9 protein-coding genes are annotated in these 16,567 nt (G+C 68.1%); 6 read left to right on the top strand and 3 right to left on the bottom strand.

Annotation, left to right across the window (positions count from 1 at the left end; genetic code table 11):
- Positions 1 to 41 precede the first annotated feature (41 nt).
- From QMK61_RS01555 to QMK61_RS01530, 6 genes are all read left to right on the top strand, one after another.
- Positions 42 to 617: a GspH/FimT family pseudopilin gene (locus QMK61_RS01555; RefSeq protein ID WP_302069977.1), complete on the top strand. Its 576-nt coding sequence runs from the start codon at positions 42 to 44 to the stop codon at positions 615 to 617.
- On the top strand, positions 608 to 1,081 hold the full coding sequence (pilV, locus tag QMK61_RS01550; RefSeq protein ID WP_302069952.1) for a type IV pilus modification protein PilV: 474 nt from the start codon (positions 608 to 610) through the stop codon (positions 1,079 to 1,081). The genes QMK61_RS01555 and pilV overlap by 10 nt, the downstream gene beginning before the upstream one ends.
- Complete coding sequence (locus QMK61_RS01545; RefSeq protein ID WP_302069951.1) at positions 1,078 to 2,124, top strand: prepilin-type N-terminal cleavage/methylation domain-containing protein; 1,047 nt, start codon at positions 1,078 to 1,080, stop codon at positions 2,122 to 2,124. Before pilV ends, QMK61_RS01545 begins: the two co-directional genes overlap by 4 nt.
- Positions 2,125 to 2,240: 116 nt before the next feature.
- Complete coding sequence (locus QMK61_RS01540) at positions 2,241 to 2,780, top strand: PilX N-terminal domain-containing pilus assembly protein (RefSeq protein WP_302069950.1); 540 nt, start codon at positions 2,241 to 2,243, stop codon at positions 2,778 to 2,780.
- A gap of 64 nt (positions 2,781 to 2,844) precedes the next feature.
- Positions 2,845 to 6,741: a PilC/PilY family type IV pilus protein gene (locus QMK61_RS01535; RefSeq protein WP_302069949.1), complete on the top strand. Its 3,897-nt coding sequence runs from the start codon at positions 2,845 to 2,847 to the stop codon at positions 6,739 to 6,741.
- A 10-nt stretch (positions 6,742 to 6,751) separates the two neighbouring features.
- A complete protein-coding gene (locus QMK61_RS01530) occupies positions 6,752 to 7,234 on the top strand; it encodes a type IV pilin protein (protein WP_345783608.1) in 483 nt (160 codons plus the stop codon).
- Between the two features lie 61 nt (positions 7,235 to 7,295).
- Here QMK61_RS01530 and recD read toward each other — a convergent pair whose 3' ends face one another.
- Genes recD through recC form a run of 3 tightly spaced genes read right to left on the bottom strand, consistent with a single transcriptional unit; the run spans position 7,296 to position 16,443 of the window.
- Entirely contained in the window at positions 7,296 to 9,311 is a 2,016-nt protein-coding gene (recD, locus tag QMK61_RS01525; RefSeq protein ID WP_302069948.1) for an exodeoxyribonuclease V subunit alpha, read from the bottom strand.
- Positions 9,308 to 12,949, bottom strand: coding sequence for an exodeoxyribonuclease V subunit beta (gene recB / locus QMK61_RS01520; protein WP_302069947.1), 3,642 nt, complete (start codon positions 12,947 to 12,949; stop codon positions 9,308 to 9,310). Before recB ends, recD begins: the two co-directional genes overlap by 4 nt.
- On the bottom strand, positions 12,946 to 16,443 hold the full coding sequence (recC, locus tag QMK61_RS01515; protein ID WP_302069946.1) for an exodeoxyribonuclease V subunit gamma: 3,498 nt from the start codon (positions 16,441 to 16,443) through the stop codon (positions 12,946 to 12,948). The genes recB and recC overlap by 4 nt, the downstream gene beginning before the upstream one ends.
- Positions 16,444 to 16,567 lie beyond the last annotated feature (124 nt).

Raw genomic sequence — 16,567 nt, 5'->3', positions numbered from 1 at the left:
TGCGAGCGCTTGCAGCCCGGTGGTTAGGCCATCGGTGCGTAATCCAACATGAGCCGTACGCGGCCCACCCTTCGACGGGTGGATGGCAACGCGGCTTCACCCTCGTCGAACTCATGGTCACGGTGGCGGTACTCGCCATTCTTCTCGCCATTGCAGTGCCAAGTTTCCGCAGCCTCACCCTGTCCAATCGCCTTGCCACCACGGCCAATGACATCGTAGGTGCGCTCAATACGGCGAGGATGGAGGCGGTGAAGCGCAATGCGAGCGTGCAGTTCTGTAGCAATAGCAGCAGCGCCAATGGCACCGACACTCTGGGTAGCCTGTGCGGTTCCGACGGAGGTTACGTTTATACCTCGATCAACGGTGCGGATACCCAGCTAGTGCTGGCAACCAATCTGGGGCTTTCCGGCGCCGTCCTGCTAAACGGCAGCATGAAGGCCGTGCGCTTCAACGGCCAAGGTCTGGGTTACGACCCTACCAGCGTGGCCTCGCCACTCACCGGCACGGTGGCCGACATCTGCACCCCTTCGCTCAGCACGGACAACCACCGAATTGTCTCCATCACTGCCGGCTCGATCATCCGGGTCGACACATCTACGAGTGCTACATGCGAATGACCGCCCCAAACATGCGTCATCCCCTCAGATGGCATGGCCGGCAAACTGGTGTCGGGCTCATCGAGGTACTGATAGCCGTGCTGGTTTTATCCGTCGGGTTCCTGGGCGTGGCCGCATTGCAGGCCATGTCGCTTTCCACCAACAACAGCGCCATGGCGCGCAGCATGGCCACCATCGCCAGCTATTCGATACTCGACGTGATGCGCGTGGACCGCTCGGCCGCCAAAAACGGCGATTACAATGGCACGGTCAAGGCCAATGCCTGCACGGGCAGCGGCACGCTGGCGAAAAACCAGTTGACGCTGTGGTGCAAGCAACTGGGAGCCAACCTGGGCGAGGCCGCAAGCACCTCCGGCACCATCAACTGCGACGGCACCGGCAATTGCAAGGTGACGGTCAGCTATGACGACAGCCGTTCTGGGAGCGGCGGCACTCAGACCGTCGTCACGGAGGCGAAGCTGTGACTGGCCATGCCTGCATGCCCCGCCGCCGGTCGCAAGCCGGCTTCACCCTCGTCGAGCTGATGATCGCCATGCTACTCGGCCTGATCGTCATCGCCGGCGTCACCAGCATCTTCCTGGCCAACCAGCGGGTCTACCGAACCAATGCCGCGCTTGGCGACGTACAGGACAGCGCACGCATCGCATTCGAGATGATGGCGCGCGACATCCGCGATGCCGGCCTCACCGGCTGCAACAGCACGCCGGCGACCCTGCGCCTGTCCAACCTGCTGAAGAACGGGCCGACCGCTGGTGGCACGGACTGGTGGGCCGACTGGAACAACAGCGTGCATGGCTACGACGGCAGTGGCGCGACCGGCGATCCCGCCCTTTCGGGAGTGAGCGCGCCCCACGTGGACAAGACGGATTCCATCCAGCTCATCGGTGCCATGGATTCCGGGGTCACGGTGGCCAGCGACACCGAGACCTCCGGCGTGCTCACCACCAACGAGAGCAGCCCGGGTCTGGTGGCGGGGGACATCGCGATGGTGTGCGATCCCGATCACGCCACGCTGGTGCAGTTCACCAGCGTCAGCGGCAACAGCCTCACGCATGCCCTCAACACCGGATCGCCAGGCAATTGCTCTCAGGGGCTTGGCTACCCGGCCGTCTGCACCGATACCGGTAACACCTACACCTTCCAGCCCAACGCGCAGATCGCCAAGCTGTCGGCGGTGGACTGGTACATCGGTTCGCAGACCATCGACGGCGCGACGGTCGATTCGCTGTACCGGGTCGACCTCGAGAACAAATCGGGCGTGCCCACGCCAACCGCACAGGAAATGGTGCGCAACGTCACCGACATGCAGATCCAGTACCACGTGTCGGGGGCCACCAGTTTCGTGGATGCGGGCAGCATTGCCAGTACCAACTGGCCGTCCGTGGACGCAGTGCAGGTGACCTTCACCCTGCAAAGCACCGATCAGCGTGCCGGCACTGATGCCAAGCCATTGACCCGCACCTTTACCGCCACGACTTCCGTGCGCAACCGGGTGATCGTGAAATGAACCCTCCTACGCATACGCCTTCCAGTGCGACCTTCCGGAAGCGCACTTCGTGCCAGCCGGGCTGGACGGCCTCGTCGCGCCATGCATCCGCAGGGGCACGCCAGCGCGGCGTAGCCTTGGTCGTGGCGCTGCTGTTGTTGATCGTGATAGCTCTAGTTGGTCTGGCGGCCATTCGCGGCACCATCCTGCAGCAGCACATGGCCGCCAACCAGTACGACCGCCAGGTGGCTTTCCAGAATGCCGAGGCGGCGTTGGTCGTGGCACAGAACCGCATTCTCACTGATCCAACCCTGATTGCGCGCGACTGCCAGGGCGGCGGCGTGGTATGCCAAGGCGACCCGTTCAGCGACCCCAATCTGGACAAGACCAAAATCGTCAACGTACCCGCCAGCGCTGGCACATCAGCCAGCGCGACGGCATTTACCGTGGGTACGGTGTCCACGGGGCAACCGCAATACGTGATCGAGAACATGGGCAACTGGCTCGATCCGAGTTCCGATACCGGCTACAACCAAACCGCCAATGCCGCTCAGTACGGCGCGCAGGGCACCTCCAGCACGGCCCAGTACTACCGCATTACCGCGCGCAGTGGTGATCCGGACGACGTGGGTGACCGCGCCGTGGTCACCCTGCAGGCCATGGTCAAGCAGAACTGATTCCTGCTGCATACATGCATATCGGCGCGTCAACCCGCGTCGTCACCACCCGAGTGGAAACGCCATGAGCATCTTTCCCCGCTTCCAGAGCAAAATCGCCCGATCCAGCGGTTGGCTGCTGTCCACGGCCCTGAGCGTATGGATCGCGGGTACTGCCTGCACGCCAGCGTGGGCCGCCACGAACACGGTTGTGGATGTGGATACTGCGCCATTGACAGTGCAGGCTACGTTGCCGCCAAACATTGTCTTGATGCTGGATGACTCGGGGTCGATGCAATGGAATGGCATGCCCGACTACAAATATCTGGCCGGAGGAAATCCGGGCACGTCGGACCTGCGCAATAGTGCAATTAATGGGGTCTATTACGATCCTGCGGTGAAATACTTGCCGCCGCCTAAGGCTGACAGCAGCGACTCGGTTCCAGATCTGTATGTCAACAATGACGCATCGAACTTCCCTGACGCATATAGCGATCCCATTTCTGGAAGCACGGCGCAAGACGATGTTACCGACGCATACGGCACCGTGGGAAACAGCGTCGGTGGTGGCGGGACTGACTTTGATTTTTATGATCGGGTGCAGACGAGCAGCGGCTGCGGTTGGAACGGAGGGTCAAGGTGCACTTTTAATGCTTTTGCATATACTGCCAGTGATGGCTCCACGCATTACGTCGCGCAGGACTGCCATGGCCTGAGTGCATGCGTGAATGCGAGCGATACCAGCGGCGTTGCTGCGCCCGCCCAAATTGCGGCGGGTCAGAATGTGATGAATTGGTACTCGTATTACAGCAGTCGCATCAAAATGGCCAAGAGTGGCTTGATGAATGCATTCTCCGCGCTGAATCCATCCTATCGCTTCGGTTTCGGCTCCATCAATGGAAACAATGACGACGGCCTGCCGTCGCTGAACGCCAGCTTTGGCGACAACAACAATGCAATTGCGGAAGTCCAGCCGTTCGGCGACGGCTCCGCCGGTACGCAAAAAGCGAATTTCTGGAATTGGGTTTCGGGTCTCACTGCAAGCAATGGCACGCCGTTGCGGCGCTCGCTGCAAGCGGTAGGGAAGTATTACCAATCAAGCCAGCCATGGACGACAATGTCCACCGATACGGATTATGACAATAACAAGGACAAAGTGCTTGCTTGTCGCCAGGCCTATACCATCCTGACGACAGATGGTTTCTGGAACGGAGATACTCCAAGCGGCATTGGTGATGTGGACTCATCCGAAGGAACGACTATCACCGGACCCAATGGCCAGACCTCAACCTATAGCCCGGCGTTGCCGTATGCCGATGGAACTACTATTGTTACCAAGACGTACTCTCATTCGGCAAGTAGCAACTCGGATTGCAAGAGCCAATACAAGGCGGCCACCGGCTCGACCTCTGGATATAGCAATTCCTATTATACCTCTTCGTGGAGAGGGGGGAGGTGCAGTTTCCAGTACAGCGCGCAAAGCGCGGGGAACGCCAATACACTGGCCGATGTGGCCATGCAATACTGGGTGAATGACCTTCAGCCGAATGTAAGCAATGAAGTTCCGACCAATGATGCGGACCCTGCGTTCTGGCAGCACATGGTCACCTTTACCATCGGGCTTGGATTCACGCCCGAATATGCGGATGGATCTGCTATTCCCATGAGCAAGGTTTTCTCCTGGGCAGATGGCAAGGCCAGCGATGCCATAGCCGGGTTTGCCTGGCCAGCTCCAGCGTCTAATAGCATTAACAATATTGCCGATTTGGCCCATGCTGGTGTCGACGGTCATGGCGGCTTCTACTCGGCAACCAGTCCGGACGAATTCACGTCAGGACTCAAGGAGGCGCTGAATCGTGCCGAGGAGCGCGTGGGTACGGGTGCCAGCCTGGCAGCCAATTCCACCCAGTTGCAGACTGGTACGTTCGCCTATCAGGCGAACTATTACACGGCAACATGGAAAGGCGACCTGAAGGCCTTGAAAGTGGATTCGGCCGATGGGTCGATCGCAAGCACCGCGTCCTGGTCGGCGGTCACCGCCTTGCCGGCCGCAACCGATCGCAATATCTATACCTACAATCCGAGTGCCGCAGCGGGCTCGCAGTTCGTGGCGTTTAGCGATCCAAGCAAGCTTTCGCCGGCTGAGCAGAGCGCTCTGGGCAGCGATGCTACGGAGCAGCAAGACATAGTGAATTATTTGCGCGGCGACCAGTCGCTTGAAAAAAACCAATCCGGCGGCATTTTCCGCAATCGTGACACGCCGTTGGGGGACATCGTGGACTCGCAGCCGGTGTATTCTGGCGAGGCCAATGCCAATCAGTTCAACAACGAATCGTTCACCGGGTCGGACAAGTTCGCGGCCTATGTCAGCACCACCCAAGGGCGCGCCGCGTTGATCTACGTTGCATCCAACGATGGCATGTTGCATGCATTCAATGCCGGCGATGGCTCGGAGAGGTTTGCCTATATTCCGGCGGCGGTGATTACCGACAGCACCGGGAGCACGGGCGCCACGGATCCCGCCGCAGGCAAGTATTTCGGCCTCAGTGCGCTGGCCAGCCCGGATTACGGTTCGGACACGGTGCCGCACGAGTATTTCAACGACGGCGAGCTAACTGTCGCAGATGCTTATTTTGCTGAGGGTACGGACGCCGCTGCGTGGCATACCGTGCTGATAGGCACCACGGGGCGCGGTCTGGCCAAGGCAGTCTACGCGCTGGACGTGACCGATCCGACTGATATCAAGTTCCTGTGGGAGCGCTCGGCCGGCGACGGTGAGACCAACAGTAGCTATATCGGCCAGATGACGGGAAAGCCAATCGTGGCCCAAGTAGGTGATGGCCAATGGGCCGTATTGCTGGGCAACGGCTACAATAGTGCAGCGGGTACCTCGGCTCTGCTGCAGTTCGACCTGGCCAGCGGTGCCTTGGCTGTGCATACAACGACGGATACGTCGACGGGTAACGGTCTGGCCGCCCCGGCGGTTTGGATTGGCAACGCGTTGAATGGCATCAGCACTGTGGCCTATGCCGGCGATTTGAAGGGACAGGTGTGGTCGTTCCCGGTCAGCAAGAACACCACAAGCACCGACGCCTCCGGCATTACAACTACTACGATCACGGCCGACACTACAAGCCAGGGAACTCTGTTGTTCAAGGCGGTGGACGCCAATGGCACAAAGCAACCGATCACGGGAGGAATGCTAATTGGCCGTGACCCGGCTACACAAAATTTGTGGTTGTTCTTCGGCACCGGGCGCTATCTTGCGGCTACCGACCTGAACGACACGCAGATCCAGACCTGGTACGGCTTGATCGTCAGCTCCACGGTGGACAGCACGCTGGTCGGCAAGCTGACCAGTGACGGAAACGGAGTGAAGAACTCCAACCTTGTGCAACGTCACATTATCTACGAGCAGGCCGCAAGGGCGGCGAATGCAAGCACGGGCACGCCAGCGACCCTGGCCGCGCGAGTGGTATCGGCAGAAACGGCAGGGGACATGACCGGCAAATCCGGCTGGTTCATGAACCTGGGCGAGTTGGATACGCCCGCGACCGACGCGGACGGCAGCACCACCTATACGCCAACCTACCCGGACCTCGGCGAGCGCATGGTCACCCCCAACCAGTTCCAGGGCAGCCTGTTGGTGGGCACCACGCGCATTCCCAAGGCGACCGACCCCTGCAACCCGTCGGGCAGCGGCTGGATCATGGCGATCGAGCCGTTCACCGGCACGAATCCGGACCCGGCGTTCTTCGACATCAACGGCGATGGAGCGATCAACGGCAGCGACGTGGTGACGGTCGGCGGCAAGAGCTACAACGTGGCCGGTGTTGGCTTCACTTCACTGCCAAACAACCCGATCTTCGTGGGCGGCAACATGTTGACGAGCTTCGACAACGGCACGACCAGCAGCATTCATACCGCTGGTGCAGGTGGCAACCTGCAGCGTGTTTCGTGGCGCGAATTGATCAATCAATGAGGGGCTGGCAGTGAAACGATTTCTTTCAACCGCCAATGAAACGGCTCTGATGCAGCTCAGGATGGAAATCGATGCGGAGTGTAGCTTGTCCAAAGAGGAAGCCGGCTTCAGCCTGATTGAATTGATGATCGTGGTCGCGATCATCGCGATCTTGGCAGCAATCGCCTACCCGTCCTACATCTCGCACATCACCAAAACGAATCGGGTGGCGGCAGAGGGGTGCTTGTCCGAGGTCGCCAGCTACATGGAGCGTTACTACACCACCCATCTCAGCTACGAGGGGGCTACGATGCCGGCGCTAGATTGCCAGAGCGCACAGCAAACCGGAGCCAATTACAGTTATGCCTTTCCGGCCTCGCCTTCAACGACGGCATATATCGCCCAGGCGACGCCCACCGGGGCGCAACTGACGCGTGATACCCAATGCGGGACGTTGTCGCTGGACCAGACTGGCGCCAGGTCGACCTCTACGAGCGACACTACGTGCTGGTAGGTTTTGGAGAAAAGCGGCTTGGCGATTGAAGGGAAAGGGTAGCCTGTATTCTTCAATCCAATTATTGAGACTGACGCCGCACCGGGTGACAGATCTCTTTCGCCAGCCGCTCGGCCAGCCCCGAATGCCGCCGCGTGCGCTGGGCAACGGCCAGTTCCACGCTGGCGAGCGGGGCGATCAGGCTGAAGTGGCGGCGGGCGCGGGTGATGCCGGTATAGAGCAGTTCGCGGGTGAGCAGGCTGCCGGCCTGGTCGGGCAACAGCAGGGCGGTGTGGCCGAATTCGGAGCCCTGCGACTTGTGCACCGTCATCGCGTAGACGGTGTCCACCGCTTCCAGCCGCGTCGGCAGCACGAAGCGCACCGGCGCATCGCGACGGGCGGACGCGGTCGTGCCGGTGTCGGGGAAGGCGACATACAGGCGCGGTTCGCCGTCGGGGCCGGGGCGGCGCAGGGCGATGCCGACGTCGCCGTTCATCAGGCCCAGGGTGTAGTCGTTGCGCAGCACCATCACCGGGCGGCCTTCGTACCAGCCCTGGTCCGATTCGACCAGGCCGGCGGCGTGCAATGCCGCGGCGATGCGCTGGTTGAGCGACTGCGTGCCGGACGGCCCGTGGCGCAAGGCGCACAGCAGCTGGAATTGCGCGTAGTCCTGCAGGGCCCGGTCGGCCCAGGCGGCGAAGGCGGCCTCGCCGGCACCGGCGACGGGGCGTTCCCGCCGCAGCCGTTCGAGGTAGTGGCGGTAGCCCCGGGGCGCGGCGGCATCGTCCGCCGCCGCGACATGGCCGTGGACGGCCAGGTCCACGATGCGCGCGGCGTCGGCATGCCACTCGAGGTCGTCGCCCGGGTCGGCCAGCAGCGCGCGCACGGCGGCGACGTCGCCGGCATTCACCGCCTGGGCGAGCCGGCCGATGCCGCTGCCGGCGTCGAAGCGGTGGCTGTGGCGCAGCATGGCCACCTGCTGGTCCAGCGCCTGCGCATCGTCGCGCACGAAGGCCGCGACGTCGCCGCAACCGGCCTCGCGCAGCCAGGCGGCGGTGGCTTCGTCGTAATGGCCCGCCTCGGCGCGCCGGCACAGGTCGCCCAGCACCGCGCCGGCTTCCACGGAGGAAAGCTGGTCCTTGTCGCCGAGCAGGACCAGGCGCGCCCGCGCGGGCAGTGCGTCGAGCAGGGCGGCCATCGTCTCCAGGTCCACCATCGAGGCCTCGTCGACCACCAGCACGTCCAGGTGCAGCGGATTGGCGCGGTCGTGGCGGAAGCGGCGGCTGTCGGGGCGGGCGCCGAGCAGGCGATGCAGGGTGTCCACCCGGGTCGGGATGGCCGCGCGCACTGCCTCGTCCACGTCGAGGCGGGCGAGCTGGTCGGCGATGGCGGCGCCGAGCCGCGCCGCGGCCTTGCCGGTGGGCGCGGCCAGGCGGATGCGCAAGGCCTGCGCGTGCCGGCGCAGGTGCAGTGTCTGCAGCAGGCCGAGCAGGCGCACCACCGTGGTGGTCTTGCCGGTGCCGGGACCGCCGGTGACGACGCCGAAGGCGCCGCGCGCGGCCAGTGCGCAGGCGATGCGCGGCCAGTCGGGTGTGGCATCGCCTGCGCGAACGGCGTGGGCGTCGTCGCGGAAGGGGGCGTTGCGGCCCTGATGTGGAAACAGGCGGCCCAGTTCGGCGGCGAATTCCCCTGGCGGCGGTACCTCGCGGCCCAGCCGCGCGGCGATGTCCTGCGCGACGCGGCGCTCGTGGTTCCAGTAGCGGCGCAGGTAGAGCCGCGGGCCGTCGAGCACCAGCGGCGCGTCGGCCGGCAGGCCGTCGGCGCCGGCCAGCAGCGACGAGGCGGGCAGCGGCGCCGCGAGCGCGGCGCGCCAGGCGTCGGGCCAGGCGTGTTCGTCGGCCAGGGCGTCCAGCGTGCGCAGGTCCAGGCACGGATGGCCGTCCGCCAGCTGCCGGCTGAGCAACGCTGCCAGCAACAGCAGCGCGGGCGAGGCATGCGGATCGCGCTCGGCCAGGAAACGGGCGAAGGCCAGGTCGAGCGGGCGCAGGTGCTGCCGTGCCCCGGCATCTTCGAGGAGGGCGGGGAGTGGCGTGGTCATCGGTGCGTCTCCCCGGCGGCGAACAGGACGTCCATCGCCTCGACCAGCGCACGCGGCAACCGTTCGACGTGCACGCCGTGGCCGTCGGCGTCCACCCCGCGCAGGTAGAGGTAGAGCACGCCGCCGATGTGGCGGTCGTAGTCGTAGCCGGGCAGGCGCGCCTGGAGCTGGCGGTGCAGGGCCAGGGTGTAGATGGCGTACTGCAGGTCGTAGCGCGCCTGCAGCACCGAAGCGCGCATTGCGTCGGCGGTGTACGCGCCGGCGTCGTTGCCCAGCCAGTTGGACTTGTAGTCGGCCACGTACCAGCGGCCGTCGTGTTCGAACACCAGGTCGATGAAACCCTTGAGCAGGCCGTTGACGAGGTTGGGCGGCAGCGGCGGTCGTGCCGCGCCGTCCAGCGTGTGCGCGCTTGCGAGGCGGTCCAGCGCGGCGGCGTCGACGTGGTTCGCCTCGAACCAGAACTCCAGTTCGGCGCGGTAGCGCGCGGGATCGGCCAGCGCGGCGAGCGGCATGGCGCCGCCGTCGGGCAGCGGCAGCGGCGTGTGCAGCAGGGCGGGCAGCCACTGCGCCAGCGGCTTGATCCAGGCCTGCCAGCCGCGCGCCTGGCAGCGCCGGGCGAGGGTGTCGCGCACGGTGGCGGAGCCGGCCGCGGCGCGGGCGAAGCTCTCATGCGCACAGGCCTCCAGCAGGTCGTGCAGGAAGGTGCCGGGCATGGCGCCGCGCGGGAACGCGTGGATGCCCTGCGGGATGGCGGCCGGAGTGGCCACCGCCTCGGGGGCGGCGACGGCTTCGGCGAGGGTGGCCTGTCCGGCGGTTTCGGGGGCGGGACGTACGGCATGGTCGCCGGCATGGGCCAGCGCGCTGTAGCTGGCGATCCACCAGGGCTCGTGCGGCGGCAGCGCGCAGGTGCGGGCCGGGCGCGCAAGGCCGTCGCCGGTGGGTGCCTGGTAGCGGCGCTCCGAAGCCGGCGCGTCGAGTTCGGACACCCGGATGTGCGGGTGCCCCTCGGCGAGCGCACGCACGCACGACGGCAGGCTGGCCGGCTCGATGACGCGGCCGCCGGCCAGCACGTAGCCGAAGGCGGACCGGTGCAGGCCGGACTCCTTCTTCTGGCCGTCCCTGGGACAGGCCGCGCCCAGCCAGCAGGCATGGCGGGCGCGGGTGAGCGCCACGTAGAGCAGGCGCAGGTCCTCCTGCAGGCGTTCGTGCTCGGCCTGCCGCCAGGCGGCGTCGTCGGGACGCAGGTCGAGGTGGGGGCGGCCGTCGCGGTCATGCCACACGAGGGCGCTGCCGCGCTTCGTTTCGCGGAAGCCGCAGGCGAAGGGCAACAACACCAGCGGATACTCGAGGCCCTTGGACTTGTGGATGGTCACCACCTTGATCAGCGCCGCCTCGCTTTCCAGCCGCACGATCTGCTCCGCGGCGGCCTCGCCCCGGCCGGGGCGGGCGATCTGCGCGGCGAGGTGGCGGATCAGCGCATGCTCGCCGTCCAGCCCGGCGGCCGCCTGCTGCAGCAGCTCGGCCAGGTGCAGCAGGTTGGTCAGCGTGCGCTCGCCGTCGGCGCGGGCGAGCAGGCGCGACGGCAGGTCGAAGCGGTGCAGCAGTTCGTGCAGCATGGCCAGCACGCCGTGGCGCCGCCACAGTTCGTGCAACTGGCGGAAATGTTCGCCGCAGGCTTCCCGGTACGGCTCGTCGGTGTTGAGCCGGTCCAGCTCGGCCAGGCTGCGGTCCATGCCGGGCGTGGCCAGCGCAGCGCGGATGGCGCGGTCGGAGCCGGGCATGGCGCAGGCGTGCAGCCACGGCAGCAGGTCGGCGGCCTCGGCGGTGGCGTAGACCGACTGGTTGTCGGACAGGTAGACGTGGGCCAGCCCGCGTTGGCGCAGCGCCTGGCGCATGGCGGCCGCGTCGTGCCGGTCGCGCACCAGGATGGCGATGTCGCCGGGACGCAGCGGCGCCCACGTGCCGCCGTCGCCGGCGAAGCCGCAGCGGCCGGCCTGGGCGGCGTCCAGCCATTGCACCAGTTGCGCCGCTGCATGCGCGGCCAGCCCGTCGCGCCAGGCGCCGGCGGACAGCGCTGCCTCGGAGGTCTGGACGGCGATCCGCAGGGCGGGCATGGGCGCGCCGTCGAGCAGCAGGCGTTCGCTGCGTCCGTTCGCGCGCACGGGCGTGAAGGGCAGCGCGTCGCCGAAGCCGAACGCGCCGTGCGGCTGCGTGGAGGCATGTTCGAAGACGCGGTTGACCGCCGCCACCAGCGCCGCGGTGGAGCGGTAGTTGGTGTCCAGCGTCCAGGTGGGCTGGGCGGCCGCCGCGCGGGCGCGCAGGTAGGTGTGGATGTCCGCGCCGCGGAAGCCGTAGATGGCCTGCTTGGGGTCGCCGATCAGCAGCAGGGCGTGGCCGTCGCGGCCATCGTGGATGCGTTGCAGGATGCGCCATTGCAACGGATCGGTGTCCTGGAACTCGTCCACCAGGGCGACCGGGTATTGGGTGGCCAGCGTGCGCGCCAGCGCATCGCCGTTGGCGCCATGCAGGGCGGCGTCGAGGCGGCGCAGCATGTCGTCGTAGCCGAGCTGGGCACGCTGGCGGCGCGCCTCGTCGAGGCGGTGGGCGATCCATGGCGCGGCATGGGCGAGCAGCAACGGGGCCAGCCCGCCGGCCTCGGCGCGGAGGGCGCGCAGGCGGTCGACGGCGTCGAAGAAGGCGTGCGCCGGCGTGGCCTGGCCCTTGCGGGTGGCGCTTGCCAGCCTGGCGGCGCCGTGGCGTTCCAGCGTCTTCTCCCCCGGCGGCGCGCCATCGTTGGTCCAGGCGTCGAGGGCGGCGTGGTCGCCGTCGAACAGGGCGGGCTTGTAGCTGCTGCCGTTGAGCACGCCGTCGCGCAGTGCGTCGCGCAGCAGCGCCGCGATGCCCGCGCCCTGTTCGCGCCACAGCGCGCGGACGTGTTCTTCGGCGGAACGCAGCGCGTCGGCCTGCATGTCCAGCAGCGCGGCGGGATCGCCGAGGGCCGGCACGGGGCGGCCTTCCAGCCGCAGGCTGCCACGCGGCTGCGACAGCAGCGGGGCGACCTCGCGCTGCAGGTCGCCGGGCGTGCGCCACAGCGCGGCGACCAGCGCGGCGGCGTCGCGACCGAGCGGGAAGAAGAAACGGCGCCAGTAGTCGCGCACGGCTTCGGCGAGCAGTTCGGCCTCGTCGGCGATGCCGCCTTCGGTGGCCGCCTCGCCGCTGTCGAAGGCGTGCTGGGCGAGCATCCGCTGGCACCAACCGTGGATGGTGAACACCGCGGCCTCGTCCATCCACTGCGCGGCCAGTTCGAGCTGGCGCGCGGCGCGCGCCCGCAGGTCGGCGGGATGGTCGTCGATCAGCGCGCGCAGGAAGTCGTCCGCGTCGCGCTGGCCGCGGAACGCGGCGGCGGCCTCGGCGAGGCGTTCGCGGATGCGCTCGCGCAACTCGCCGGTGGCGGCCTTGGTGAAGGTCATCACCAGGATCTGCGCGGGCAGCAGCGGCGTGCCGCCGCCATGGCCCAGCACCAGGCGCAGGTACAGCGCGGCGATGGTCCAGGTCTTGCCGGTGCCGGCGCTGGCCTCGATCAGCCGGGTGCCGGCCAGCGGCAGGCGCAGCGGGTCGAGCGGGGCGATGGCGTTCATGCCGCGCCTCCTTCGACGCGCACCGCGTCCAGCAGCGGCCGGTACAGGTGCAGCCAGCGCTCGAAGCCGGCGGCGTGCAGGTGGTCGAAGTCAGGCCAGAGGCGGGCGAGGCAGGCGTCTTCGCCGACCTCGCCGGAGCGGCCCCACGGGCCCTCGCCGAGGTCGTAGCAGGCGCGGGCGGCGGCGGCCGGATCCTTCGTGCCTTCCGCTTCGGCCAGCAGCCAGGCGAACGCGGTCTTGCGCGCGATGGGCAGGGGCGATTGCATGTTGGCCCGCAGCGCGCCGAGCAGGGCGTCGAGATGGTGGATGGCTGCGCCGGCCTCCAACGGCGCCAGCGCCAGCACGGCATCCGGCGCGACGACGTGGGTGGCGAGCCGCAGCGCGCAGGCGTTGGCGAGCAGGTGCGTCGCCCAGGCGTCCAGCAGCCGGTCGTGACGCGGCGCCGTCCTGCCCTGCAGACGGCTGGCGGTGGCGAGCAGGCGTACATGGCCGCCCGCACCGTCGTCGCGCAGGTCGCCCAGCCAGTCCTCGACCGCCAGGCCGTGGGCCTCGTGACGCAGCTCCCGGAGGTCGGCGGCTTGCGGCCAGCGCCCGTCGAGCGCGCGCCAGGCGGCGCCGGCCTGCTGCGCGGCGGCCTCGATGGAAGCCAGCGCCAGCGCGCCGAAGCCGCCGGGTGGAAGCTCGCCCTGCTCGCGCAGGCGCTGCGCGGCGGGCGCGAGCGCAGCGCCGCCGCCGGCGATGGCGGCGTGCAGCAGGGTGCCGGTGGCGGCATGGCGCTGCAGGCCGTCGAGCGCGAAGGGTTCGGCGTCGGCGGCTTCCCCGTCGTCGTCGGCGAAGTGCACGCCGAGGCGCTCGGCGTAGAAGCTGCGCGCCGGGGCTTTCAGGAAGCGTTGCAGCAGGCCCAGGCCGAGCGGCGCCTCGGGTTGCCACGGCGCCAGCGGTGCGTCGACGGCGGTGGCCGGCCGGTGGGCGCGCTGCCACTCGGAAGCATAGGTGAACACGCGCGGGTCGCCGTCCGCCTCGAAGTAGCGGCGGCCGAAGGGCTGCAGCGGATACTCGGTGGTGAGCGCGTCGAGCAGGCGCCGCCCGGCGTCCGGATCGCGGGCGTCGTCGCCGGCGAGGTGCCAGCCGGCGGCGAGGTAGTCGCGCAGCTGGCCGACCAGCACCGAGGGCGGCAGCCCGGCGTTGTCGCGCGCGCTGCGGCCCACCCAGCCCACGTACAGCGCGTCGCGCGCGGAAAGCAGCGCTTCCAGGAACAGGTAGCGGTCGTCCTCGCGGCGCGAGCGGTCGCCCGGACGCTGCTGGCCGGGGCGGGCCATCAGGTCGAAGTCGGGCGCCGCGTGGCGGCGGGGATAGTCGCCGTCGTTCATGCCCAGCAGGCAGACCACGCGGAACGGGATGGCGCGCATCGGCAGCAGGGTGCCGAAGCTCACCGCGCCGCCGAGGAAGCGCTGTGACAGGCGGCTTTCGTCGACGCTCGCGAGCCAGTGCTCGCGCACCACGGCCAGCGGTAGCGGTGCTGCGAAGCCGGCCTCGGCGCAGGCCTGTTCCCACCCGGCGAGGGCGTCGTCGAGGCGTTGCAGGAGCAGCGCGTCGTCGTCGTCGCGGCCGGCGTCGAAGGCGTCGGCGAGCAGGGCACGCAGGCGGGCGGTCCACTGCACGGGCGTGGCCGGCGTCGCGAACAGGCGCCAGTAGTGTTCCAGCCGTTCGAGCAGCGCATCCAGCGGGCCGACCAGGGCGGCGTCGAGGCCGCCGACCTCGGCGTAGGGCGCGATGCCGTCCAGCGATTCGCCGTCGCCCACCGCGTAGCCGAGCAGCATGCGGCGCAGGCCGAAGCGCCAGCTGTTCTGTTCCAGCGGCGGCAGGCCGAGGCTCTGCTTCTGTTCGCCGGAAAGGCCCCAGCGGATGCCGGCGCCCTCGATCCAGCGGCGCAGCACGGGCAGGGCGGCTTCGTCCAGGCCGAAGCGGCGGCGCAGCGCGGGGGCGTCGAGCAGGTCGAGGATGTCGCCCGCGGCGAAGCGCGACTCGGGCAGGCGCAGCAGCTGTTCCAGCGCCACCAGCAGCGGCGCGGCGCCGCGCGCGGGGCGGTCGGCGATGCTGCAGGGCAGGTGGCGGGGATGGCCCGGCGGCGCGCGTCCGAACACGGCCTGGATGTGCGGCGCGTAGGCCTGGATGTCGGGCACCATCACCATCACGTCGCGCGGGGCCAGCGGTTCGCCCTTGCGCGCGGCGTCCTCGAACATCGCCAGCAGTTCGTCGTGCAGGATCTCCACCTCGCGCTGCGGGTTGTGCGCGACGTGGAAGCGCAGCGAGCCGTCGTCCGGTGTCCACGGCCGGCGTTGCGCGGGGGCGGCCGGCAGCGGTTCCAGGTCGAGGATGGCCTGCTGCACCTGGTGCAGCAGGCTATCGCGGCCCGGGTCGGCGAACAGGTCGATGTCGCGTCCCAGCGCGGCGAAGCGCGGGCGGTAGGCGTCGGGGTGGTCGAAGCTGTCGAGCAGGCGGATGTAGTCGCGGCCCTGCTTGCCCCAGGCGGCCAGCAGCGGATTGGCGTGCTGGTGCAGCTCCTCGTAGCGCGGCTCGGGCGGCAGGCCGGGCTTGCCCGCGTGGCGGTGTTGCCCGGCCTTGAGCAGTTCGCGGTCCTCGATGATGTCGGCCCAGTAGTGCCGGCAGGGATTGGCCACCAGCAACAGCACCTGGCAGGTGCGACCCAGCGCGGTGAGCGCCTCCAGCGTCTGCTGCGGCAGCGAGGAGATGCCGAACACCACGATGCGCCGCGGCAGTCCGTGGGGGCGCTGTTCCAGCGTGGCGGCGCGCGCGAGGAAGGTGCGGTGCACGGCGGCGCGGTGGCTGTGCCGCTGTGCGGGGCCGACGTCGTCCAGCAGCCGCCGCCACAGCTGCGCCTGCCAGCGCTGGCGCTCGGGCAGCGGCTCGCGGCGGCCGCGCAGGTCGTCGCGCAGCACGTCGCGGCCGTGTTCCCAGTCGTCCAGCCAGTCGGCGCGGTAGACCATGTACTGGTCGAACAGGTCGGCGACCTGCTGGGCCAGCTGGAACAGCCTGGCTGGATCCGGCTGCGCCGGATCGGCTTGCCCCGTGCCGAGGAAGTGGCGCAGCGGCGCGAAATCGGCATGGCCGAGTTGCGCGGGCAGCAGGCGCATCAGCCGCCAGGCGAGGCGCGACTTGTCGAACGGCGAATCGGGCGGCACCGCCTCGCGGCCCAGCACGGCGCGGTAGGCGTTCCACAGGAAGCGGCCGGGCAGCTGCATGTCCACCGCGGCGCTGATGCCCATGCCACCCGCGCCGCGCGGCCGCGCCAACGCCAGTTTCAGCCATTGCGCGATGCCGTTGCTCTGCACCAGCATCGTCTCGTCTTCCAGCGGCGCCAGCGGCGTGCGCGCCAGCCAGGCCAGCAGCAGGTCGCGCAGGTCTTCCAGGCGGTTGCCGTGGACGACCATCAGGCCGGGCTGGATGGTCGCGGCGTCGTGGGTCGGTGTCACTGCGGGCGGGCTTCCTCGGAGCTCGGGACGGGATTGTCCACGAGCGGGCGGCGGATGTCCCCAGTATGGCGGCCGGCGGTCTCGCCGCCTGCGACGGAGGCCTGCCGGCCTTCTCCCTGTTGAC

Source organism: Fulvimonas sp. R45 (assembly GCF_030504985.1).
Lineage (GTDB): Bacteria > Pseudomonadota > Gammaproteobacteria > Xanthomonadales > Rhodanobacteraceae > Rhodanobacter_A.
This window is presented reverse-complemented; position numbering and strand designations above follow the sequence as displayed.